Origin of the sequence: Streptomyces sp. NPDC001373 (assembly GCF_042895815.1) — a bacterium.
Lineage (GTDB): Bacteria > Actinomycetota > Actinomycetes > Streptomycetales > Streptomycetaceae > Streptomyces.
Window position 1 is genome coordinate 390019 of the sequence record NZ_JBIAWQ010000003.1, and the last position, 22978, is coordinate 412996.

20 protein-coding genes and 1 pseudogene are annotated in these 22978 nt (G+C 75.7%); 9 read left to right on the top strand and 12 right to left on the bottom strand.

Annotated elements, in window-relative coordinates; translation table 11 throughout:
* Window positions 1-20 precede the first annotated feature (20 nt).
* From ACFY15_RS10005 to ACFY15_RS10020, 4 genes are all read right to left on the bottom strand, one after another.
* The gene (locus tag ACFY15_RS10005) at window positions 21-806 is read right to left on the bottom strand and encodes an oxidoreductase (protein ID WP_390687288.1); all 786 of its coding nucleotides are present in this window, start codon (window positions 804-806) and stop codon (window positions 21-23) included.
* A 93-nt stretch (window positions 807-899) separates the two neighbouring features.
* Entirely contained in the window at window positions 900-1478 is a 579-nt protein-coding gene (locus ACFY15_RS10010; protein ID WP_390687289.1) for a TetR/AcrR family transcriptional regulator, read from the bottom strand.
* A gap of 32 nt (window positions 1479-1510) precedes the next feature.
* Entirely contained in the window at window positions 1511-3418 is a 1908-nt protein-coding gene (locus ACFY15_RS10015) for a hypothetical protein (RefSeq protein WP_390687290.1), read from the bottom strand.
* Window positions 3419-3481: 63 nt separating this feature from the next.
* On the bottom strand, window positions 3482-3769 hold the full coding sequence (locus ACFY15_RS10020) for a hypothetical protein (RefSeq protein WP_390687334.1): 288 nt from the start codon (window positions 3767-3769) through the stop codon (window positions 3482-3484).
* On the opposite strand from ACFY15_RS10020, the gene ACFY15_RS10025 reads away from it, so the two are divergent.
* The 4 genes from ACFY15_RS10025 (at window position 3711) to ACFY15_RS10040 (ending at window position 10874) form a co-directional block, all read left to right on the top strand.
* Complete coding sequence (locus ACFY15_RS10025; RefSeq protein ID WP_390687291.1) at window positions 3711-5180, top strand: multicopper oxidase family protein; 1470 nt, start codon at window positions 3711-3713, stop codon at window positions 5178-5180. The two genes, ACFY15_RS10020 and ACFY15_RS10025, sit on opposite strands and share 59 nt — an antisense overlap.
* Before the next feature lie 150 nt (window positions 5181-5330).
* Window positions 5331-8561: an amidohydrolase family protein gene (locus ACFY15_RS10030; RefSeq protein ID WP_390825326.1), complete on the top strand. Its 3231-nt coding sequence runs from the start codon at window positions 5331-5333 to the stop codon at window positions 8559-8561.
* 64 nt (window positions 8562-8625) lie between these two features.
* Window positions 8626-10140: an alpha/beta hydrolase gene (locus tag ACFY15_RS10035; RefSeq protein WP_390687293.1), complete on the top strand. Its 1515-nt coding sequence runs from the start codon at window positions 8626-8628 to the stop codon at window positions 10138-10140.
* 65 nt (window positions 10141-10205) lie between these two features.
* Entirely contained in the window at window positions 10206-10874 is a 669-nt protein-coding gene (locus ACFY15_RS10040; RefSeq protein WP_390687294.1) for a DUF2278 family protein, read from the top strand.
* Between the two features lie 15 nt (window positions 10875-10889).
* Here ACFY15_RS10040 and ACFY15_RS10045 read toward each other — a convergent pair whose 3' ends face one another.
* Both ACFY15_RS10045 and ACFY15_RS10050 read right to left on the bottom strand, forming a co-directional pair.
* Window positions 10890-12005, bottom strand: a complete 1116-nt coding sequence (locus ACFY15_RS10045) for an N-acetylmuramoyl-L-alanine amidase (RefSeq protein WP_390687295.1) — start codon at window positions 12003-12005, stop codon at window positions 10890-10892.
* Window positions 12006-12184: 179 nt separating this feature from the next.
* Window positions 12185-12619: a CBS domain-containing protein gene (locus ACFY15_RS10050; RefSeq protein ID WP_390687296.1), complete on the bottom strand. Its 435-nt coding sequence runs from the start codon at window positions 12617-12619 to the stop codon at window positions 12185-12187.
* A 156-nt stretch (window positions 12620-12775) separates the two neighbouring features.
* Between ACFY15_RS10050 and ACFY15_RS10055 the strand changes: the two genes are divergently transcribed.
* Window positions 12776-13360 (top strand): TetR/AcrR family transcriptional regulator, encoded by a 585-nt coding sequence (locus ACFY15_RS10055; protein ID WP_390687297.1) that lies wholly within the window; start codon window positions 12776-12778, stop codon window positions 13358-13360.
* Between the two features lie 105 nt (window positions 13361-13465).
* Window positions 13466-14224, top strand: coding sequence for an SDR family NAD(P)-dependent oxidoreductase (locus ACFY15_RS10060; protein ID WP_390687298.1), 759 nt, complete (start codon window positions 13466-13468; stop codon window positions 14222-14224).
* Between the two features lie 14 nt (window positions 14225-14238).
* On the opposite strand, the gene ACFY15_RS10065 is transcribed toward ACFY15_RS10060, so the two are convergent.
* Window positions 14239-15783 carry an alpha/beta hydrolase gene (locus tag ACFY15_RS10065; protein WP_390687299.1) on the bottom strand — a complete coding sequence of 515 codons (1545 nt, stop codon included), beginning with the start codon at window positions 15781-15783 and terminating at the stop codon, window positions 14239-14241.
* A gap of 133 nt (window positions 15784-15916) precedes the next feature.
* Window positions 15917-16585: a hypothetical protein gene (locus ACFY15_RS10070; RefSeq protein ID WP_390687300.1), complete on the bottom strand. Its 669-nt coding sequence runs from the start codon at window positions 16583-16585 to the stop codon at window positions 15917-15919.
* Window positions 16586-16787: 202 nt separating this feature from the next.
* Between ACFY15_RS10070 and ACFY15_RS10075 the strand changes: the two genes are divergently transcribed.
* Window positions 16788-17336, top strand: a complete 549-nt coding sequence (locus tag ACFY15_RS10075; RefSeq protein ID WP_390687301.1) for a hypothetical protein — start codon at window positions 16788-16790, stop codon at window positions 17334-17336.
* A 21-nt stretch (window positions 17337-17357) separates the two neighbouring features.
* Here ACFY15_RS10075 and ACFY15_RS10080 read toward each other — a convergent pair whose 3' ends face one another.
* Window positions 17358-18038 carry a methyltransferase gene (locus ACFY15_RS10080; RefSeq protein ID WP_390687302.1) on the bottom strand — a complete coding sequence of 227 codons (681 nt, stop codon included), beginning with the start codon at window positions 18036-18038 and terminating at the stop codon, window positions 17358-17360.
* Window positions 18039-18115: 77 nt separating this feature from the next.
* Between ACFY15_RS10080 and ACFY15_RS10085 the strand changes: the two genes are divergently transcribed.
* Window positions 18116-19306, top strand: coding sequence for a cation diffusion facilitator family transporter (locus ACFY15_RS10085; protein ID WP_390687303.1), 1191 nt, complete (start codon window positions 18116-18118; stop codon window positions 19304-19306).
* Here the strand turns inward: ACFY15_RS10085 and ACFY15_RS10090 are convergent.
* Both ACFY15_RS10090 and ACFY15_RS10095 read right to left on the bottom strand, forming a co-directional pair.
* Complete coding sequence (locus ACFY15_RS10090) at window positions 19296-20210, bottom strand: alpha/beta fold hydrolase (protein ID WP_390687304.1); 915 nt, start codon at window positions 20208-20210, stop codon at window positions 19296-19298. The two genes, ACFY15_RS10085 and ACFY15_RS10090, sit on opposite strands and share 11 nt — an antisense overlap.
* 67 nt (window positions 20211-20277) lie before the next feature.
* Window positions 20278-20370, bottom strand: a pseudogene (locus tag ACFY15_RS10095) (ArsR family transcriptional regulator); the annotation flags it as partial.
* Window positions 20371-20482: 112 nt separating this feature from the next.
* Here ACFY15_RS10095 and ACFY15_RS10100 point away from each other — a divergent pair.
* Window positions 20483-21271, top strand: a complete 789-nt coding sequence (locus ACFY15_RS10100; protein WP_390687305.1) for a hypothetical protein — start codon at window positions 20483-20485, stop codon at window positions 21269-21271.
* A gap of 42 nt (window positions 21272-21313) precedes the next feature.
* Here ACFY15_RS10100 and ACFY15_RS10105 read toward each other — a convergent pair whose 3' ends face one another.
* Window positions 21314-22840 (bottom strand): glutamate synthase subunit beta, encoded by a 1527-nt coding sequence (locus tag ACFY15_RS10105; protein WP_390687306.1) that lies wholly within the window; start codon window positions 22838-22840, stop codon window positions 21314-21316.
* Window positions 22841-22978: the final 138 nt, after the last annotated feature.

Consider the following 22978-nt stretch of genomic DNA (forward strand, 5'->3'; position numbering starts at 1 on the left):
CCCGCCGCGCGGGCCGGCCGTCAGACCGTCTTGACCATCCCGCCGTCGACGACGTAGTCGGCGCCCGTGACGTTGCCGGCGACGTCGGACAGCAGGAACACGATGACGGCGGCCACCTCCCGCGCCTCGGTCATCCGGCCGGTGGCGAGGCCGAACTCCGCCGGGAGCCCTTCCAGCAGGGCGGCGTGCCCGATCCCGGCGGCCTGTGCCACCAGGCCCCCGAAGTTCTCCGGGTCCTCCCAGACCGCCGTGCGGGTGGGACCGGGGGAGACGCTGTTGACGCGCACGCCCCGGGGCCCGAACTCCTCGGCGAGGGACTTGGTGACCGCGCCCAGTGCCGCCTTGGCCGCGCTGTAGGCCACCGGGCCGGTGGCGGGCAGGCGCGCGCAGACGGAGGAGACGTTGACGACGGCCCCGCGCCGCTCGGCCAGGCCGGGCAGGACGGCGCGGGTCAGGCGCACGGCGCTCATCAGGTTGAGGTCCAGGTACCGCGCCCACTGGGCGTCGTCGCTGTCCAGGAACCCGGTGAGCCCGCCCTGCGGGTCACCGCCGCCCACGTTGTTCACCAGCAGGTCGACGCCGCCCAGTTCGGCGTGCGCGGCCTCCGCGAGGGCGGCCACTCCCGCGGCCGTGCCCAGATCGGCGGCGACCCCCAGGGCGCCGGAGGCGGCGAGTTCCGGCGTGACCGTACGGGCGGCGCCGACGACGCGCACGCCCTCCTCCACCAGCGCCCGCACCGTGGCGAGGCCTATCCCGCGGCTGGCGCCGGTGACCACGGCGGTCTTGTCGTGCAGTCCGAGCTTCATCGTTTCCCCAGTTCTTGAGCTACAGGTACAAAACATGGGCAGGCGAAAGCCGCCCCTCGCGGAGCGGGCCCTCGACCAGGTGCGGAGCGGGTCCTACAGGGAGTCGACGGTGGCCTCGACCACCAGCGCGAGGCGCTCGGGTCCCTCGGCCACGCGCGCCAGCAGCCGCAGGCCCACGGCCGTGCTCAGCAGCATGCTCCCGACGGCGCGCGCGTCGCGCTCCGGTGCGATCTCCCCGGAGCGCCGGCCCTCCTCGACCAGCGCCCGCAGGGCCTCCTCCGTGCGGTCGAACATCCGCCGCACCAGCTCGGAGGCCGTCTCGTCGGTCCCCGCCAGCTCCGCGGCGGTGTTGACCGCCATGCAGCCGCGCCGGTCGGGATCCGCGAGGTCCATCTCGACGAGCATCCTCAGGGCGGCCCGCAGCCGGTCCTTCACGGGCCCGTCCCCGCCCAGCAGTTCGATCACGGCCAGCGCCTGGCTGTCGCGGTAGCGGCGCAGGGCCAGCTCGAACAGGGCGTGCTTGCTGCCGAAGGCGTGGTACAGGCTGCCCTTGCCGATGCCGAGCGCGTCGACCAGGTCCTGCGGAGTGGTGGCGGCGTAACCCTGGCGCCAGAACACCTGCATGGCCTGCTCGACGGCGGCGTCGGGATCGAACTGCTTCGGCCTTCCCATGATCGTCATTCAACATGTTCTGGACTCACGGGTCAAGTACGGGCGGGCGGCGGGGTCGGCAGCCCCGGGCCCTCCTGTGCGACCAGGGTCAGCAGCACCAGCGCGTCCGTCCAGCCCAGTGGTACGACGGCCTTCGGCAGTCCTTGGGCGTCCACCGTCTCCGGCAGCTCGCCGAGGAGGTTGCGCTGGGCCAGAACCCAGTCGAGCACCGTGCCGCCCTTCGCGCGCTCGCCCGAGGAGGTCCAGGCCAGGGCGAAGAAGGAGGTGCTCGCCGTCCAGGAGGTGTTCCCCCAGGGAGCACCGGGGTCGCTGCCCGGCACCAGCCCGCCGTTGGGCCGCCGCAGCTCCCGGAACGTGTCGTCGAGCGCCCGGGCCAGGCCCGCGGGCGCCGTGTTGAACGGGGGAGCCATGAACGCCGCCGCGCTGTCGCGCCCGTGCAGCCCGTCGATTGTGCGTGCGTACCCCAGCGGCGCGAACCGCTTCGCGATGCCCGCCCGCAGGCGCCCGGCCGCCTGCGCCCAGCGCGCGGCGTCCGCGTCCCGCCCCCGCTCCCGCGCGAGGTCCGCGGCGGCGTTCAGCCCGGCCAGCAGCGGGGCGGCGGTGCCGATGTTGGCCGTGGCCGTCGGCAGCTCCCAGTAGTCCGGCGAGGCGGGCGGCAGCCCTTCCGCGTCCAGGGAGCCGGCGGTGAAGTCGGCCGCCTTCGCGATCGCCGGGTACAGCGTGCCCAGCCGCTCCGCCCGGCCCGCCGCGGGCGCCGTCCGGTACCACTGCCAGGCGGCCCAGGGAACCCAGCCGTTGGCGTCGAGCTGCCACTGCCGGTTGTCCGGCGGCCCCGACCCGTCGAGGCGGGTACGCGCCTCCCAGGTGCCGTCGGGGCGCTGGGTCCCGGCGTTGTAGCGCAGGATCCGGTACGCCTCCTCGTCGTGGCCCGTGTGCGCGAACGCGGCCGCGGCGAAGGCCGAGTCCCGCGGCCAGGAGAAGTCCCAGAACGGGTACCAGGCCGCGGCGAAGGCCCCGTTGGGCCGCAGCAGCGCCCGCATCGACAGCAGCGCCCGCTCGGCGCCCTCGCGCCGGGTCCCGGAACCGCCCGGGACCCTCCCCGAGGCCAGCCAGCGCCGGGACTCGGTGATCTGCGCCAGGGCCCCGGGGTCGTCCGCCCCGACGACCCGGGACTTCGCCGCGCCCGCCGGCAGGTGGCGCCACCGCCCGGACGGCAGCTCCAGCACGTTGCTGCCCGGTACGTAGCGGGCGCCGACGGCGAAGCCCGGGTCGACCGCCTCCACTGCCCCGCGCCCGTCGGTGAGCAGGCCCGCCGTACGGGCCGGCTTCAGGGAGGCGGGGACGTAGCAGGCCTCCGCCTCGCCGCACCGCTCCGCCCCCGTGGGGTTCACGTAGAAGGCGAACCGGCCCCCGCCCTCCCGCCAGCCGCCCGCCACCCCGTCGTACCGGGTGCCGGCCGGGGCCCCGGCCGCGTTCCCGCGCCTCCCGTACCAGACGACCGGCTCGTCCTCGCCCGTCGTGGCCTGCGCGAACAGCCAGTAGCGGGCGCCCGGCCGCACGGCGGCCGCCAGCGGGACCTCCACCCAGCCCGCTCCCGCCCCGCCCAGCCGGGCCAGGTCGACGGCGGCGTCCGCGACCGCGGAACCGGGATCCTCCCGGACGGTGCGCACCTGCACGCGCACCCTCCCGGTCGCCGCCCCGCTGGCCAGGTACAGGCTCACCCGGTCCAGCCGGCCGGCCGCGGTGCTGAACTCCTGGGCCGCGGCGCTCCCCGTACCCCCGATGCCGGCCAGGGCGGCGTCGTGCCCGGCCTGCCGGTCCGGGGCGGCCCGCAGCGCCCGGTCGGCGGGACCGCCCGCGGCGGCCCCCGCCGTCCCGTGCGCGGCGTGCAGCAGCGTCGTGAGCAGGGCGGTGGCCGCCAGAACGGACCGTGTGCGCATCACGCATTGCCTCCACTGTGATGAACCGTCAAAAATCCTGGCAGAGCGCGTGGACAGCGCTATTCATCCAATATCCCCGGCCAGGGCGCCACGTTGGTCCCGTATGCGCAGATCACGCGCCAGACACACCGCCAAGTCGCCCGTTCGGCGCAGCTCTTCACCGGTCCTCCACAGCCGCACCAGCAGGGCACCACCGCTCTCGCGCAGGCTCTCCTCGTCCACCACCGCGCATCCGTGCGGCCAGCCGATCGACCGGCACACGAGGCGCCGGGCCAGTAACCACGGGGGAACAGTGATCACTCGACGGACCGCACTCAAGGCAGGCGTGGCGGCCACCAGCGTCGTCGGCACCGGCGGCATGCTGCTGCCCGTCGTGAACGCCACCGCGAAGGAGCCCGCCCGCGCCGCCGCGGCCGAGCTCGACGCCGCCGGCATAACCAAGTTCATACAGAAGATGCCGCTGCCCCCGGTCCTGAGGCCCTACCTCGACACCGGCAGCACCAGCTACTACCGGATGACCCTCAAGGAGGCCACGAAGGAGATCGTGCCGGGGCTGCGCACCCCGCTGCGCACCTTCAACGGATCCTTCCCGGGCCCGGTCATCAAGGCCGAGTCCAACCGCCGCGTGGTGATCAGGCAGACCAACAACCTCGCCGTCCCCACCTCGATCCACCTCCACGGCGCCCACGTCCCGCAGGACAGCGACGGCTCCCCGATGGACCTGATCCCCTCCGGCGGCGGCACCAAGACGTACACGTACCCCAACACCCAGCCGCACGCGAACCTGTGGTTCCACGACCACGCCCACCACATGGAGTCGGAGAACGTCTTCCGCGGCATGACGGGCACCTACATCCTCACCGACGACGTCGAGCGCCGGCTGCCGCTGCCCGCGGGCCAGTACGACGTGCCGATCTCGCTGCGCGACGCGCGCTTCCTGGAGAACGGCGAACTCGTCTACGCCATGGGCGACTTCATGAAGCGCAACGTGGTCCTCGCCAACGGCAAGGCCTGGCCGTACTTCGAGGTGGCCTCCCGCAAGTACCGCTTCCGCCTCACCAACACCTCCAACCAGCGCTTCTTCGACCTGTCCCTCGCCGACGACTCCGAGCTCGTGCAGATCGGCACCGACGGCGGCCTGCTGCCGGCCCCGTACCGCACGAACGTCGTCAAGATCAGCCCCGGCGAGCGCGCCGACGTGGTCATCGACTTCTCCCGCTACCCGGTCGGCACCGTCATCGAGCTCCGCAACAAGGACATCGCCCCCTTCGAGTCGGCGGACGTGGTCGGCAAGGTGCTCCAGTTCCGGGTCACCCGCACCGCCCCGGACCACAGCCGGGTCCCGGAGCGGCTGCGCACCCTGCCCCCGCTGGGCACGGCCACCGTCAACCGCGAGTTCGACATGCGCATGGACGAGGCCCCCGGCGGCAGCGCGTACATCAACGGCAAGACGTACGACATGGACCGGATCGACACCGAGATCGCCTACGGTGCCACCGAGATCTGGACCGTGCACAACTCCAACAAGATCGCCCCGCACAACTTCCACATGCACCTGGTCCAGTTCCGGGTGCTGGAGCGCAACGGCCAGCCGGTCACCTCCGGCCCCGAGACCGGCCTCAAGGACACCGTCCCGCTCAAGCCGGGCGAGACCGTCAAGCTCCAGGCCACCTTCACCGGATACCGGGGCACCTACGTGTACCACTGCCACCTGTTCGACCACGGTGCCATGGGCATGATGGCCAATATGCGTATCTCCTGACGCCCCGCCCCCTGCGTATCCTCACCCCGGCGGCCGATGGGCCCGCCGGGGTGAGCCCGTGTCCGGGCCCGTTGCCCCGGCGGGGGCCGGGTCGTTCGACCGTCCGACGGGACCGGCGGGCGGGCCCGGCAGACGGGAGGGGCGTTCGCGATGCGGGTGGCGCGCAGGACGGTACTGGGGGCGGCTTCGGCCGGGGCGCTGGCGGCGCTCCTCGGACACTCCCCGGCCGAGGCGGAGGGGGCCCCGGCGCCCGCACCCGGCCCGGCCCCCGGTGGACCGGCGGCGCCCGTGCGGCTGCGGTTCACCCGAACGACCAACGGCGCCGCCACCGCCACCGCCGCCGGGGACCGCGTGATCGCCGAGGTCCAGGGCGTCCTGTGGACCCTGCCGCCCGACGGCTCTCCGGCGGCCCGGCTCACCCCGCCCGACCTGGAACCCGGCCGCCCCGTGCTCTCCCCGGACGGCGGCCGCGTCGCCATGAGCGCCTACCGCGGCGGGAACTTCCACATCTGGGTGATGCGCGCCGACGGCTCCGGCCTGCGCCGGCTCACCGACGGCCCCTTCGACCACCGGGCCCCCGCCTGGTCGCCCGACGGCCGCACCCTCGCCTTCTGCTCCGAACGCGGCGGCGACCCCGTGGCCGGCAGCCCCTACCGGATCTGGACCGTGGCCCTCGGCGACGGCGGCCTGCGCCGGCTCACCGGCCTGCCCGGGCAGGACGGACCGGACCAGGGCGGGGCCTGGGAGGACTTCGACCCCGTCTTCACGCCCGACGGCTCCCGCGTGCTGTTCGTCCGCGCCGCCCTCACCGGCGCCACCCCCACCGGTGAAGGCAGCCTCACCGCCCGCACCCTCGCCTCCGTCTCCGCCGACGGCACCGGCCCCGTGCGCACCGAACACACCGCCGCCGAAGGCAGTCTGCTGGCCCCCGCCCTCTCCCCGGCCGGACGCACCGCCTGGCTCTGCGCCACCCCCGGCCCCCGCAAGGCCGAGTACCTGACCCTCTGGGCCGACGGCCGCCCCGTCCCCCTCGACGGGGACCTCGCCCCGGCGCCCCCGCGCTGGCTCGGCGACGACCGCCTGCTGGTCACCCTCGACGGGCGGTTCCGCACCGTCCGCCCCCACCGCGACCGCACCGGCGAGGAGATCCCCCTCGACGCCACCCTGGAGGTGACCCGGCCCCGCTACCGGGTCAAGGAGTACGTCCTGGAGGCCGAACGGCCCCTGCCCGTCCGCGGGATCCACCTGCCGGCCCTCTCGCCCGACGGCCGCAGCGTGGCCTTCGCCGCGCTCGGCGCCCTGTGGGTCGCACCCGTCACCGGAGGGGCCCCGCGCCGAATCCTCCGGGCGAAGACCACCGCCTACCCCCAGAACCCGGTCTGGAGCCCGGACGGGCGGGCGCTGCTCTACACCGACGACCGCGACGGGCTGAACACCGTACGCCGCAGGGAACTCACCGACGGCCGGGAGACCGTCCTCTCCCCGGCCGGCCGCGTCTACGGATCCCTCTCCCCGGACGGCACCCGCCTCGCCGCCCTCGACCTCTCCGGCCGGCTCCTCGTCCGTGACCTCGCCTCCGGCGAGGAGAAGCCCCTGGCCACCGCCCTCGGCGGCGGACTGCCCGGCGCGCCCAGCTGGTCGCCCGACGGCCGCCACCTCGCGCTCTGCGACCGCAACCGCCTCAGCCGCCGCTTCCGCGAGGGCTACAACCTGATCCGGATCGTCGACACCGCCACCGGCGCCGCCCGCCTGTACGCCCCCGCCCCGCACACCGCGCTCTCCGACCGCTACGCCTCCGGCCCCGTCTGGTCGCCCGACGGCCGCTTCCTGGCCTTCGTGAGCGAGTCGGCCCTCTGGCTGCTGCCCGTCGCCCCCGACGGCACCCCCGCCGGGGCGCCCCGCCGCCTCACCGACGAGAGCGCCGACCACCCGAGCTGGTCCGGGGACTCCCGCACCCTGCTCTACCAGTCCGCAGGCCGCCTGCGCCTGCTCGCCCTCGACGCGGACGGCGCCCCGGCCGCGGCACCCCGTACCGTGCCCGTCGCACTCACCCACCGCCGGCCCGCCCCTGTGGACACCGTCGTCCACGCCGGACTCCTGTGGGACGGCACCGGCACCGCGCCCCGCGCCGACGTCGACATCCTCGTCAGCGCAGGGCGCGTCACCGGTGTCGAACCCCACCGCCCCGGCCGCCGCACCGCGCGTACCGTCGACGCCTCCCAGGGCACCGTCCTGCCCGGCCTGTGGGACGCCCACGCCCACCCGTACCCCTACACCTACGGGGCCCGCCAGGGTGTGCTCCACCTCGCCTACGGGATCACCACCGCCGTCTCCCTCGGCGGCTCCGCCTACGAACAGGCCCGCCTGCGCGAGGACATCCGGGCCGGCCGGCTCGCCGCGCCCCGTCTGCTGGCCGGCGGCGAACTCCTCGACGGATCCCGCGTCGCCTACAGCATGGGCCGCGCCCACCGCACCCCGGAGGGCTTCGCCCGCTCCCTGGACCGGGCCGCCGCCCTGGACTGGGACTTCGTCAAGACCTACGTCCGCGCCCCCTACGACGTCATGGAACGGGCCGCCCGCTTCGCCCACGAACGGCTCGGCGTCCGGGCCGGGTCCCACCTGTGCGCCCCCGGCATCCAGTCCGGCCAGGACCTGACCACCCATCTGATCGCCACCGAACGCGCCGAGTACGGCCACGGCGCCACCCCCGGTGGCCACACCGAGGAGGACACCCTGGAGGTGTACACCGGCGGCGCCTTCGACCTGATCGCCACCCCCTTCACCGCCTGGCCCCTCATCGGGTCCGACCCCTCCCTCGCCGCCGACCGCCGGGTCACCGCCCTGATGCCGCCCTGGGACGCGTCCGCGATCAGGGCGGCGGCCGGACACCCGCCCGGCACCGACCAGCTCGCCGCCCTGGAACGCGAGGTCTCCGTCTACCGCGCCGTCCTGGTCGGCGGCGGTCGCGTCGCCCTGGGCACCGACGCCCCCCTCACCCCCGTCGGCCTCCACCTCCACCTCGCCCTGCGCGCCCTGCACCGGTACGGGCTCTCCCCGGCCGAGGCCCTCACCACCGCGACCCTCACCCCCGCCCGCGTCTTCGGCGCCGACGCCCACCTCGGCACGGTCGAACCCGGCAAGTACGCCGACCTCACCCTCGTCGACGGCGACCCCTTCACCGACTTCGCCGACCTGGTCCGGATCCGCGCGGTCCTGCGCGCCGGCGCCCTCCACGAACGCGGCGCCCTGGAAGCCTCCTTCCCCGAAATCCCCGCCCCCGCCCCCGCGGACGCCGCCCCCGCCCCGGCCGCCTGGCACCCCGTCCGCCACCAGATGCAGCGCGACGCCTGCTGCAACGCCCCCTCCCTCAGCGGGGGTTAACCCCACCCGGCGGCCACCGGGCTCCCGGATGGGGCCCCGGCCCCCGGTCGACGAGGCTTGCGGCATGACGAACCGACGGAACACGGCCCTGCTGCTCGCCCTCTGCACCGCCACCGCCCTGGCCGGCGCCACCACCGCCACGGCGGCCCCACAGCCCCCGGACCGGCCCCGTACCGGCGCCCCCCGCCTCGACTGGCACCCTTGCGCCAAGCCCGACGGCCCGGCCGCCCAGGAGTGCGCCGACCTGCCCGTCCCCCTCGACTACGCCGACCCGGCCGGCCCGCAGATCAGCGTGGCCGTCTCCCGCATCCGCAGCGACCGCCCCGAGGCCCGCCGCGGCACCCTCGTCCTCATCCCCGGCGGGCCCGGCGGCTCGGGAGTGCAGCGCCTGACGCAGAAGGGCGCCGCCCTCGGGAAGGAACTCGCCGGCGCCTACGACCTCGTCGCCCTCGACCCGCGGGGCGTCGGCGGCAGCACCACCGCCGCCTGCGGCATCGCCCCCGAGGACCGCCGACTCACCACCCTGCGCTCCTGGCCCGGCCCCGGCGGCGACACCACCCCCAACCTCGCCCACGCCCGGCGCGTCGCCGAGGCCTGCGCCACTGCCGGCGGACCCGTCCTGCGCAGCTTCAGCACCGCCAACCAGGTCCGCGACATGGACCGCCTGCGCGAGGCCCTGGGGGAGCGCAAGCTCTCCGCCTGGGGCGTCTCGTACGGCACCTACGTGGGCGCCGTCTACGCGCAGACCTACCCGGGGCGCACCGACCGATGGGTCCTCGACAGCAGCGGTGACCCCGACCCGCAGCGGGTCGCCCGAGGCTGGCTCGCCAACATGGGTCCGGGCGCCGAGGACCGCTTCCCCGACTTCGCCGCCTGGGCCTCCCACCCCGACCGCGACCGTGAGGGCCTGCGCCTGGCCGGGAGCCCGGAGGAGGTGCGGCCCCTCGTCCTCTCCCTCGCCGACGCCCTGGACCGGGCCCCGCGCCCGTCCACCACCCCGGGGACGCCCCTGACCGGCAACGGCCTGCGCCAGGCACTCCAGAACGCGCTCTACCGCGACTCCGCCTTCCCCGGCCTGGCCCGGCTCCTCCTGTCGCTGCGGGACCCGCAGGCCGCCCCCGCCCTCCCGCCGGAGCTGACGCAGCCCCTGCGCGACGAGGAGGCCTCGCAGCTTGTCGCGGTCCTCTGCAACGACGTGGCCTGGCCGAACCCGCCCGCCGCCGACCTGCAGCGCGCGGTCGACGAGGACCGCGCCCGCCGCCCCCTCACGGCGGGCATGCCCGTCAACGTCACCCCCTGCTCCTTCTGGAAGACCCCGCCCACCACCCCGCCGACCCGGATCACCGACCACGGCCCGTCGAACATCCTCATGGTCCAGAGCCGCAAGGACCCTGCGACCCCGTACGCGGGGAGCCTGCGGATGCGCGCGGCCCTGGGCGCCCGGGCGGTGATGGTCAGGGTCGACCAGGGCGGCCACGGGATGTACCTCGGCAACGGCAACGCCTGCGGCGACCGCGCCGTCACCCGCTTCCTGGCCACCGGCGCCCGCCCCGCCCGGGACACCGACTGCCCGAACTGACCGGCCCGGGGCAGGCCGGCGGCGAGTCACCCGCCTCCGCGGGGGGCCGGTGGTTGACTGGCCGCATGCCGCTCGACTCCTACGGCGTACTCTCCGGGACGCTGCACCGCCACTTCCGCGACCAGCCCGACACCATGGGGCGCTGGTTCCACGTCAACCTGGAGGTGGACGCCCCGGCCGGCCGCTACCGGTGCGCCGTCGACGTGGACAGCAAGCAGTCCGCCACCGCCGTCCAGTGGAAGGTGCTCGTCCTGGCCGCCTCGATCCTCGACCCGGTGCCGGCCATGGGCCCCGGCTACCACGAGCTCTCTCCGTCCTCCGGCTCCGGCGCCCTCGACCACCTGCGCCACCCGGCCCTCGTGGACCGTCCGGGCTGTCTCTTCTTCCGCCGGCCGCCCGCCCGGCTCCAGGCCCTCCTGGACCGGCTGCACCCGCCCCACCCGTGGGTCTCGGGCTCCAACCTCGACGCGGCCCGGGCCCTTGAGCCCATCCTGGTGCCGGGCCGGGAGGTCCTGGTCTTCGGCGAGCCCTTCGACCACGGGCTCGGGATGCACGACGTCCACCAGAACCAGGGCGACCCGTACGGCAGCCAGTGGTGGCCCGGCAACGGCACCTGGCAGGACGGCGCCACCCTCACCAAGCGCCCGGACGGCTGGTACGACGTCTTCCTGAACAAGTTCTCCAGCCAGGCGGACCGCACCGACGCGAACGGGCACCCCGTGCAAACGCCCTGACGGCCTGTCGACGCCCTATACGGGCAGGCCCCCGAGGTCGGGCAGCAAGCCGCCGAGCGGGTCCGCGGCCCGTGCGCGCACGGACGGGAGCTGGTGGTGGAGGGCCGCCCCGGGGCACTCGGTGGCGAACACGTCGCGGTGCCCGGAGACGCGCTCCACGGTCACCCGCCCGCCCCTCCGGAAGCGGCCGTTGTCGATGGCGGAGGTCAGCGTCACGGTGCCGGCCGGGTCGTGCCCGTACCGGCGCAGGGCCCAGGCCGCGAGCCGGGCGACGGCCTCCACGGCGGCGGGCGGGGCCTCCTCGTCCGTGTACCGCCCGATCACGGCGACGCCCAGGGTGTCGGTGTTGAAGCCGAGGGTGTGCGCGCCGGTGACGGGCCGGTCGGAGCCGCCCGCCCGGCCTTCGAAGACGGTGCCGCACTTGTCGACCACGTAGTTGTATCCCAGGTCCTTCCAGCCGTTGGCGCGCCGGTGCAGCGTCTGGAGCCCGCGCACGATCGCGGGGGAGTCGGCGCAGTCGTAGGCGTTGGTCTGGGCGGTGTGGTGGACGAACACGGCCTCGACCTCCCTGCCGTACACGACGGGGGCGCCGTCGTCCTGCGTCGCGCCCCAGTCGGCGCGCGGCACGACCCGGGGGCGGCGCGGGGCCGCGCCCGTCCCCGCGTACGCCGCCGGGAGGGCCCCGGCCGCCGGACCGCTCCCGGGCCGGGCGGCCGGATCCGGGCCGGGGTCGACCAGGTCCAGGCGCAGTCCGGCAGCCAGGGGCGCGTCCGTGCCGGCGGTCCGTACCTCGACCCCGGTGGAGGGCCCGGCCCACCAGGGCTCCCCGGGCTCCAGCACCGTCCAGGCGGACCAGGCGCCCGAGGGGCGGGCCCTGGTGCGGATCCGGTACCCGCCCGGGGCCGGGGGCCGGCCGGCGGGGGCGGTGACGGCCAGCATGCTGAAGTCCGCCGTGCGCGTGGCGGTGAGGGCGGGCGCGGCGCCGTCGGCGGTGAGGGTGAAGGCCCGGGCGGTGGCCGGGGGAGGGCCGGCGGGCCGGTCACCGGCCGCGGCGGGGGCGGTGAGCGCGCAGATCACGGCGGCGGTCACGGTGACGGTGGCGGGGGTGCGCCGTGATCGGCGGCTACGCACGCGGTGCTTCTCCCTCGTCGTCGACACACGATGCGCCGGCCGGGCTCCTGGAGCCCGGCCGGCGCATCGCCACTTCGCTGACCGGTTACTCCAACGAGGGCGACGGCAGGGGGTTACGGGCGGCCGACGGACAAGACGGCCGCCGGTCGGCCGGCGTGCGGTCCGCGGTCGGTCCGCGGTCAGTTCGCGGCGTAGACGCGGACCGCGAACTCGGCGATCTCCGCGTCCGAGAGGTTCTTCGCCAGGTTGGCCTCGGTGATCATCCCGATGAGCCGGTGGCCACCGGCGACGTCGATGACGGGCAGCCGCTTGATCTGGTGGACCTCCATGGTGTCCACCGCCTCCTGCGCGCTGCTGTCGGCGTCCACCCAGTGCAGCGTCCCGGCGAGCTCCCCCGCCTTCATCGAGGCGGGGTCCCTGCCCTCGGCGCAGCACTTGATCACGATGTCGCGGTCGGTGATCAGCCCCTGGAGGCGCTCGTCGTCTCCGCAGATGGGCAGGCAGCCGACGTTCAGGTCGCGCATCATGCGCGCCGCGTCCAGCAGGCTCTGCTCCTCCCGGACGCACTGCACACCCTTGGTCATGATGTCCCGGGCCCGCAGGTTCCTGGTCATGGTTCCTCCTTGGCTCTCCGAGTGTGTCCGAGGCCGTGTGTGCACCCCTCCCCACGAGCACAGCACGGATGGGCCTGCGCGGCGCGCCGAACGGGTGGTCCCGGCGCACCGCATATTTCTTGACCGATCGTTCCAGATCGTTTTACGATCTTCGACGTGGCCAGGACCAAGGAATTCGATCCGGACGCCGCGCTCCAGTCGGCCCTCGAGCTGTTCTGGCGCCGCGGCTACGAGGCGACGTCGGTCGCGGACCTCGTCGAGCACCTCGGCGTCGGGCGCGCCAGCATCTACGCGACCTTCGGCAGCAAGCACGAGCTCTACCTGAAGGCGATGGACCGCTACGCGCAGACGCAGAACCCGCTGCTCCTGTCGGAGCTGTCCCGGCCGGGCCCGGCGCTGCCCGCCGTGCGGGAGGTGGTCCGCCGCTTCGCCGCGGAGGCCGCCGCCCCGGGGCGCCGGCAGGTCGGCTGCTTCGTCACCAACACCGCCGCCGAACTGGCCGCGCACGACAGCGGCGCCGCCCGCCGGGTCGAGGCCGACTGGAACCGCTTCGAGACGCTGCTGCACTCCGCGCTCCTGCGGGCCCGGGCCCAGGGCGAGCTGCCCGAGGGCCGCGACCCGCAGGCGCTCGCCCGCATGCTGCTGGTCCTGCTCCAGGGGGTCCGCGTCGTGGGCAAGGCCTGCGACGACCCGGCCCGGGTGCGGGACGCGGCCGAACAGGCCCTGACCCTGCTGGACTGACCGCACCCCGCGCGGGAGCGCCGCCCGAGGGTGCTTCCGTGCGCCCTCATACTGAACCGTTCGTTCCAATATGGGCCTCGCTGCCCCTCAAGGGAGTCACCGAAGATGAACCGCTTCACCGGCAAGACCGCCCTGGTGACCGGCGCGGGCTCCGGCATCGGTCGCGCGATCGCCCTCGCCTTCGCCGCCGAGGGCGCCCGCGTGGTCGCCGCGGGACGGACCGCGGCCCCGCTGGAGGAGACCGTCGCCCTCATCGCGGCCGCGGGTGGCACGGCCGCCGCCCTCCCCGCCGACGTGACCGACTCCGGCCGGCTCGCCGGCCTGGTGCGCGCGACCGTGGACCGCTTCGGCGGGCTCGACGTCGCCGTCAACAACGCCGGGATCCTGCGGGGCACCGTCCCCGCCGCCGACATCGCGGAGGAGGACTGGGACGAGGTGCTGCGCACCAACATCACCGGCGTCTGGATGGCGATGAAGCACGAGATCGCCCACATGCGCGAGAACGGCGGCGGCGTCATCGTCAACGTCGCCTCCAACCTGGGCGCCCACACGCGCATCCCGAACGCCGCCGCCTACGTCACCTCGAAGGCGGCCGTCGCCGCCCTCACCCGCGCCGCCGCCCTCGACCACATCCGCGAGGGCGTCCGCATCAACGCCGTCAGCCCCGGCGCCACCGCCGCGCCCATGTCGCTGCGGCCGGGTGAGACCGAGGCCGACCGGGTCGAGCGGATGAAGCACGAGAACCCCCTCGGCCGGCTCGCGGAGGCCGAGGAGGTCGCTGCGGCCGTGCTCTACCTCGCCTCGCCGCAGGCCGGTGCCGTCGTGGGCACCGACCTCGTGGTCGACAGCGGCTCCTCGGCCTGACGGCAGCCCGGGGCCTACCGGCCGGCGCCCGGGCCGGGCAGCGGCCTGCCCTCGCACGAGGCGTCCTCGGCCGGCATCCGGCCGTCGACGAGGAAGCCCTCGACGTACGCGTCCACACAGGGGTTGTGCGACTGGTAGACGCCGTGGTCGCCGCCGCCGACCGTGATCAGCCGGGAGCCGGCCGTCCCGCGGTGGGCCCGCAGCGCGCCCTCGTAGTAGGTGGCCGGGTCGTGCAGCGAGTTGAGCATCAGCATCGGCGGCAGCCCCCGCCCGGTGACCTGCACCCGGGGCGCCCGGGAGCGCGGCCACGCAGCGCAGACCGACGCGAAGGTCAGCTCCCGGGCCCCGGCCATGGGGTAGGCGCGGCTGTCGGCCCCGCTCCGGCGCACCCAGTAGGCGCTGTCGTGGTTCCAGGGGGTGTCCTGGCAGATCACGGAGAAGAAGTCCGCCGCGAACTGCGCCCCCAGCGGGTGCCTGAGCTTCTCGGCGAGGGCCTTGCGGGCGGCCGGCGGGGCCGCGTCCGGGTGCTGCAGGACGCCGAGCACCATCGCCAGGTCGGGGAAGCGGTCGCCGCTGTAGATGACGGACGTCGCGGCGGCGTCCAGGTGGTTGGGGGTGACCAGGGTCCCCTCCAGGTCCAGCGGGTGCTCTCCCAGCGCGCCGCGCAGCCGCTCGTACGCCGCCTTCGCCTCCTGCGGGGTCCGGCCCTGGTGGTAGGTCGCGTCGTTCGCGGCGAGCCAGGGCAGGAAGTCCTGCTCGAACCGGCGCTGGAAGCTCATCGGCTGGCCGGTCAGGAACTCCTGCCAGCTGCCGGTGAAGCCGATGTTGCTGTCGAGCACCACCCGGTCGACGCGGCGCGGGAACTCGGTGGCGTAGTAGGCGCCGAGGAAGGTGGCGTAGGACGGGCCGTAGTAGGACACCTTCGACTCGCCGAGCAGCGAACGGAACAGGTCCATGTCGTGGACGGCCTGGTCGGTGGTGATGTACGGGAGCAGCCCGCCCGACTGCCGCTCGCAGTCCCGTACGAAGCCCCGCGCGCGGTCCACGGTGGTCTCCACGGCCTGCGGCGACCGGTCGCGCAGGTCGCCGCTGGTGAACAGGGCGTCCACGGTGTCCTGGTCGGAGCAGACCACCTGCGTGCTGGCGCCCACCCCGCGCTGGTCGAAGCCGACGATGTCGTACGCCGCCGCCAGCTTGGGCGAGTACGCCGCCAGCCCCGCCGGCCGGCCCAGGCCCGAGGCGCCCGGCCCGCCGGCCGCCATCATCAGCACGCCCCGGCGCGCGGCCGGATCCGAGGCCCGGTGCCGGGACACCGCGACGGTCAGGTCCGCGCCCGTGCCGGGGTGGTACCAGTCGCGCGGCACCGTCATGGTGGCGCATTCCAGGGAGCCGGACTGGCAGGGCTGCCAGGCGAGTCGCTGCTGCGCGTACCGGGCCGCCGCGGGCGCGGCCTCCATCGCGGTGGCGGCGCTCGCCGGGGCGGCGGGCAGGGCGGCGAGGGCGAGCAGCCCGCACGCGGCGGCCGTGGCCCAGCGCGCGTGCTTCTTGAAGAGGTGCATGTGGGTGGTTCCCCCCGGTCGGAGCGGTGCGGTACACCCCGATCCTCCGCGAACGCGGCCTCCGGGACGATCCTCCCAACGCCCGTATCCGGGGTGGTGCCGGCACCACCCCGCCCTCCTGCGGTGTACCGGACTAGGAGACGAACTCCTCGTCGCCGTAGCGGACTTCGGCCTTGTCCCAGTCCACCCCGAGCCCGGCGGCGAACCGCTGGGCGAGCGGCAGGTCGGTGACCGGTGCGATCAGGATCAGCCGGCCCCCGAGGGTGACGGAGCCGCCGCCGAGCCGCTCGCGGGCCTCGGGGTCGGCGGCCAGCGCCTCACGCAGGCGGGTGGGGCTGACGCCGGCGGCCCGGACCTCGACCGCGTCGGTCTCCGGTGAGGTGCGCGGCAGGCAGCGGAAGGTCAGGACCGACTCCTGGCGGTACTGCTTGGCGATGACGCCGGCGATGTGGCGCAGCCCCTCCCGGTCCACCCGGTTCACGTCGAACTCGCGCGACCGCTCGTAGGTGGTCTGCTTCTGCTCCTCGGACCAGAACACCCCGTCCAGCAGGGTCGAACGCGCCGTCAGGGCTCCGTCGGCGTGGACGATCCCGCGCACCTCGCGGTCGAAGCGGGTCAGCCGCGTCTTCAGCCGGGGGTCGGCCGGATCCGTGATGACGGCGGTGTTGTCGGTGGCGAAGACCTCCCCGTCCGGGCAGGCGGCCGCCGCCGCGGACGGCGCCGGGCTCGCCTGGGCGGTGCCCGCCCCCGCGGGCCCCAGCGCCAGCACCCCGGCGGCGACCAGCACACGCAACCGCTTCATGCTCAACTCCCTGCATATGGGCCCCTGCAGCCCCGCTCCGAGGCCGCGGCGGCCCCATCCTAGGAGCCGGACGGGGCAGTTCATTCCCCGCTACGGCATATGGTGGATATCGGGCGGTCCGGATGCCTCCGCCCGGCCCGCCGGAAGGCCGACGTGAGAGGGACCGCCGCGGGGGTATGGCTCACCCCCGGGAGGGGGAGTCGTGGAAGGTGGCGCAAGGAACTCGGTCCGGGCCCTGGCCCTCCTCGGATCCGCCGCGCTCCTGGCCCTTGCCGGATGGCTGGTCTGGCTCCTGCCCGGACCCCGGCTGGTGGCCGTCCTGGGCCTGCGGCCCGCGGACGGCATCCTGGCGGTGGCCGAGTGCCACGGCGCCTCCGACGCGGAGGGCTACCCGGGCGGGACCGAGTGCCAGGGTCTCTACACCCCGCGCCGCACCGGTGAGCCGCGGCGCGAGGTCATCCTGGACGGCGCCGCCGCGCAGTACGGCCCGGGCAGCGCCGTGCCGGTACAGATCGCCCGGGGCACGGCGTACGAACTGTCCGGATCCGCGGTCGGGCACGTCACCGCCGTCACCGGCTTCCTCCTCGTCCCCTTCCTCGCCCTCGCCTCCTGGCTGCTCGCCTGCGCCCGCCGGAGGAGGGCCGCGAACGCGGAGCCCCACCTGCTCGCGGCGCTGGCAGGGCTGGTCGCCGTGTTCGTGCTCAGCCCGGCGGCCGCGCTGCTCGCCGTCCTCGCCACCGCCCTCCTCTGACCCAGGCCCTGAGTGGGCCGGTCACACCGCGACCGCCTCGACGACCGACGGCAGCGCGGGCGTCGGCAGGATGCGGTGCAGCGGGAACCCCGCGCGCGCCGGCAGCTTCTCGAACTCCGCGGCGGTCGGCTCGCGCCCCTCGACGACCGTCGGCATCACGATGTCCGGCTCCACGGCCGGCCCAGCCGACCGGCTGCTCGGAACGGCCCTCGTGGTCGCCGCCTGCGATCCGCCCGCCGTGCCTGCCAGGGGATGCTCCGGCCCGGCCGGGTGCGGAGCGCCGCCCCCGGGCAGCACGGCGTCCACGACCAGCAGTCGGGCCCCCGGGGCCGCCGCGCGCCGGACCGAGCCGAGGACGCGCAGCGCGGCCTCGTCGTCCCAGTCGTGCAGGATGTGCTTGAGCAGGCAGAAGTCCCCGCCGGGCGGCCCGGCCTCGAAGAAGTTCCCGCCCTCCGTACGCCACCGGCCGGCCGGCGCGGGTTCGTCCGGCAGGTGCCCGGCCACGGTGGCGGGCCGGTCGAAGAGGCCGGCGGGTGGCCGGGGGACACGGGGAGGGGAACGCCGGGGCCGGTCACGGGCGCGCTCCTGTCGTCCCAGGGCGCGGGGCCTTCGGCCGGGCGTCTCCGGCGCGGTCGTCCGCCGCCGAGTCGAGTGCGGGGCAGACCCGGACGGGGAGCGGTACCGGCGGCTCCCCGCACGCACCTGCGAGCCCTTCGCACCTGGTCACGGCACGTACGACGGCCGTAGCCGCAAGGGGTTCCCTGTGCCACGGTGGACCCATGGAGGGCAACCGGAGCACCGACGGCACCCACCCCCACGACGACCACCACCCGCACGACGGCACCAGCGGGCACGACCGCCCCCACGACCGCCACCCGCACGGCACCGACGCGCACGGCCATCCGCACGAAGGCCACCCGCCCGGCCACCACGGCAACGGTCTCGGCCACCACGGCAACGGTCACGACCACGGCCACGGCGGCCTGCCCGGCCGCGGTCCGGCGGCCCGGCTGTGCCACCGGCTCGGGCACCTCCTCACCCCGCACCGCCACGAGGCCGCCGACAAGGTCGACGCGGCGATGGAGGCCTCCCGCGACGGCATGCGCACCCTGTGGACCTCCCTCGCCGTCCTGGGCACGACCGCGGCCGTCCAGGCCCTGATCGCCGCCCTTTCCGGTTCCGTGGCCCTGCTCGGCGACACCGTCCACAACGCCGCCGACGCCCTGACCGCCGTACCGCTGGGCATCGCCTTCCTCCTCGGCCGGCGGGCCGCGAACCGCCGCTACACCTACGGCTACGGGCGCGCCGAGGACCTCGCGGGCGTGTGCGTCGTGGCGGTCATCGCCGCGTCCGCGGCGTTCGCCGCCCTGGCGGCGGTCGAGCGGTTCATGGAGCCCCGGGAGGTCACCCACCTGTGGGCCGTCGCCGCGGCGGCGGTGACCGGGTTCGCCGGCAACGAGTGGGTGGCCCGCCACCGCATCCGCACCGGCCGCAGGATCGGCTCCGCCGCCCTGGTCGCCGACGGCCTGCACGCCCGCACCGACGGGTTCACCTCCCTGGCCGTCCTGTTGGGCGCGGCCGGCTCCGCGCTCGGCCGGCCCGCCGCCGACCCCGTCGTCGGCCTGCTGATCACCCTCCCCGTCCTGGTGGTCCTCGGGAGCGCCGCCCGCGAGGTCTGCCGCCGCCTGATGGACTCCGTGGACCCCGCCCTCGTCGACACCGCCGAGCGCGCGCTGCGCGGGGTGGAGGGGGTCCTGGACGTCGGTCAGCTGCGCATGCGCTGGATCGGCCACGCCCTGCGCGCCGAGGCCGACATCGTGGTCGGCTCGCACCTGACGGTCGTCCAGGCGCACGGACTGGCGGTGACGGCGGAGGGGGCCCTGATCCGCGCGATCCCCCGGATGGCCGCCGCGACGGTCCACACCGACCACGCCGGCGCCCACCCCGGGCGGACGGCGGTCAGCCGCTGACCGGGGCCCGCTCGGCGCGCGCCACCAGGGCGGCGATCAGCGAGGCGATCCGCGGCCACAGCTCCCGGGGAAGGTCGTGCCCCATGCCCTCGAAGACGGCGAGTTCGGCGCCCGGGACGGCCGCGGCCGTGGCCCGCCCGCCGCTGACGTCGCACACCGGGTCCGCGGCGCCGTGGATCACCAGCGCGGGCACCCGCACCGTGCCCAGCCGGGCCGTCCGGTCGCCCGACGCGAGCGAGGCGACGGCCTGGCGGCCGACGCCCAGGGGGTCGTAGTCGCGGTCGAAGGCGCGGGCGGCGCGCTCGCGCAGCGCGGCCTCGTCGCAGGCGAACGCGGGCGAGCCCATGACCCGTCCCGCCCGGACCGTCCGCTCGATGGCCTCCTCGCGGTTCGCCGGCGGCGGCCCCGCCAGCACCCCCAGCACCGCGGGGTCCGGCTCCCCGACACCACGGGCGCCGGTCGTGGACATCAGGGAGGTCAGCGACCGGACCCGGCCGGGGTGTTCGATCGCCATCGTCTGCCCGACGGCCCCGCCCAGCGACAGGCCGACGACGTGGGCGCCCTCCAGGCCCAGCGCGTCCAGCAGGCCCACCGTGTCGGCCGCCATGTCGGACAGGTCGTACGAGGCCGACGACAGGTCGCCGCGCCGGCACGCCGGCAGGTCGGGGAGCGGCGCGTCGTGGAAGTGCGAGGACAGGCCGCAGTCCCGGTTGTCGAACCGGATCACCTGTAGTCCACGCCCCGTCAGCTCGGCGCAGAACCCGTCGGGCCAGCCGTGCATCTGGAGGGCGAGGCCCATCACCAGCAGCACGGGGGGCGCCTGCGGGTCGCCGAAGCGCTCGTAGGCGACCTCGATGCCCGACGGGCCGACGTCCACGGCCCTCTGCTCCCTCACCGCTGTCATGCACCGGTTGTACACGCCGCGGGCGCCGCACGGCGGTACCGGTGGCTCGTGACGGGCCCGCGTCGCGCAGGATCGCCAGGTGCTGGGAGACCGCGCCGGGGCCGAGTCCGCGCCGGGCCGCCAGTTGCCCGGGCGCGGCCGGGGAGCCCGTCAGGGCCAGGCCTGCGGGCCGAGATCGCCGAAGGGCTGCGCCTCGTCCCCGGCGACCGTCGGCTGCACGCCCTCACCGCCGCGTCCGCGGCCTCCGTCTGTGCGGCACGATCGGCGCATCCATGCTGCTGGTGCTGCTCTCGGGCGATCTCGGGCTCTCCCCGTTCGTGGTGCGGGTCTCCATGCTGTTGGGGGCCCTCGTCGGCGGGGCGCTGGGACAGTGGCTCGGCGCCGGCCGGCCCTGTGGACCGGCGCCGTCGGCGAGCTCCTCGCCGTCCTCCCTCCTCTCCCCGTCGGCCTCGGCGCGCGGGCCCGGCCGCGCCGGAGCCGGCCCCCCCTCGCGGGACGGCTCCGACCGGGGTGCGAGACTGCCGGTGCGTGAACGCGGGATGCGAGAGGCGGGCGGGAACATGCGGGTGGGGGCGGGGCGCTGGGCCCTGGTGGTACTGGCCATGGCGACGGCGACGGCCTGCGGGGCTCCCTTCCAGGACCTGGGCCCCCTGCCCGAGCGGTACTCGGGTCCGCCGCTGGGCGCGGAGCAGGCGGTGGCCGATCTGACGGCGGCCATGGCCGAGGAGGGTGTCGCGGTGCGCCGGGCACCCCGGGACATGAGCCCGATCGAGTGCCACGAGGTGCTGGCGGCCGAGTACCCCGCGGCGGGCGCCGACGCGGCGCTGCGGGCCGGCTTCGCACGGGCCCGCGGCGGACACGGCTGGCAGGACGCGCAACAGCACGCGGACGGCATGCTCAGCCTCCGCAAGGCCGACTGGACGGCGACCACCCGGCTCACCGGCTCCGCCGCGGCGGGTGCGCCCACCGCGCAGATCGTGATCACCCTGCTCTGCGACGGCGCCCGCTCCAAGCCGCACCCCTCCCTGACCCCTCCGACGGTCTTCCCGACCGGCGGCTGAGCCGTCGATGCCCGGGCGGGGCCGGTGCGGGGCCCCGGCCCCCTACGCCTCCGGCGGGTCGTCCCGGTCGGGTCCGTACCGCAGGCGCCCCAGGGCCGTCATGGGCCGGTCGTGCGCCGCCACCGGGGCCGGCAGGGCGGTGGAGCCGGTCAGGTACCGGTCCACCGCCGAGGCCGCCGAGCGGCCCTCCGCGATCGCCCACACCACGAGCGACTGCCCCCGCCCCGCGTCCCCGGCGACGAACACACCGGGTGCCCGTCCGAGGGCGGCGAAGTGCGCGTCCCGCGCGAAGTTGCCGCGCCCGTCGTACTCCAGCCCCAGCTGCTCGCGCAGGCCGCCGGCCCGTTCGGGGCCCGAGAAGCCCAGGGCGAGCAGGACCAGCCCGGCCTCGATCACCTGTTCGCCGCCCGCCAGGGGCCGCCGCTCCCCGGGCTCCACGGCGGTCAGCCGCAGCGCCCGCACCCGGCCGTGGGCGTCGCCCTCGAAGGACAGCGTGGCGCTGGAGAACAGCCGGGGGTCGCGGCCCGCGCGGCCGCGGGCCTCCTCGTGCGCGTGGGAGATCCGGTACACCTTCGGGTGCACCGGCCAGGGCTCGTCCTCGGCGCGGTCGGGCCCGGGTTCCGGGTTGATGTCCAGCTGGACCACGGACAGCGCGCCCTGCCGCAGGGCTGTACCCAGGCAGTCCGAGCCCGTGTCGCCGCCGCCGACGACCACCACGTGGAGGCCGGCGGCCGTCACCGGCGACACCGGGAACTCACCCTCGCACGCCCGGTTGGCGCAGGTCAGATAGTCCATGGCCTGGTGGATCCCGCCCAGCGAGCGCCCCGGGACCGGCAGCTCCCGGCGCTCCCCGGCGCCGACCGCCACGACCAGGGCGTCATAGCGGTCGCGCAGCCTGTCGGCCGGCTCCGCGCCGCCGACGTCCGAGCCCGTGACGAACGAGGTCCCCTCGCCCCGCATCTGCTCGATCCGGCGGTCGAGGTGCGACTTCTCCATCTTGAACCCGGGAATGCCGTAGCGGAGCAGGCCCCCGATCCGGTCGGCCCGCTCGTGGACGACGACCCGGTGCCCCGCCCGGGTCAGCTGCTGGGCCGCGGCCAGCCCGGCGGGGCCGGAGCCGATCACGCCCACGGACCTCCCGCCGCGCCGCTCCGGCGGCCGCGGGGCCATCCAGCCGCGCCGCCGCCCCTCGTCCGCGATGGTCTGCTCGACGTTCTTGATGGTCACCGGCTCGGAGTTGATCGCCAGGACGCAGGCGTCCTCGCAGGGCGCCGGGCAGAGCCGGCCGGTGAACTCGGGGAAGTTGTTCGTCGCGTGCAGCCGCTCGTACGCGCCGCGCCAGTCGGAGCGGGCGGTGTAGGCGTTCCACTCGGGTATCAGGTTCCCCAGCGGACAGCCGGTGTGGCAGAACGGGACACCGCAGTCCATGCACCGGTCGGCCTGCTCGCGGACGAGCGGGAGCAGCGCCTGCCCCGCGTACACCTCGCTCCAGTCCCCGAGCCGCTCCTCGACGGGCCGCGGCGGCACGGCCCTGCGGGGGATCCTGAGGAAGCCGAACGGATCGGTCACGCGCCGCCTCCCTGGCCCGGGTGCGAGAGGGTGAGAGGCGCGGTACGGCGCGCCGGGAGCGCGCCGTATGCCACCTTTCCCCCAGATTACGCCGCCCGGGCGAACCGGCACCCGGTTCCGGCGGCCCGCCCCGGGCGT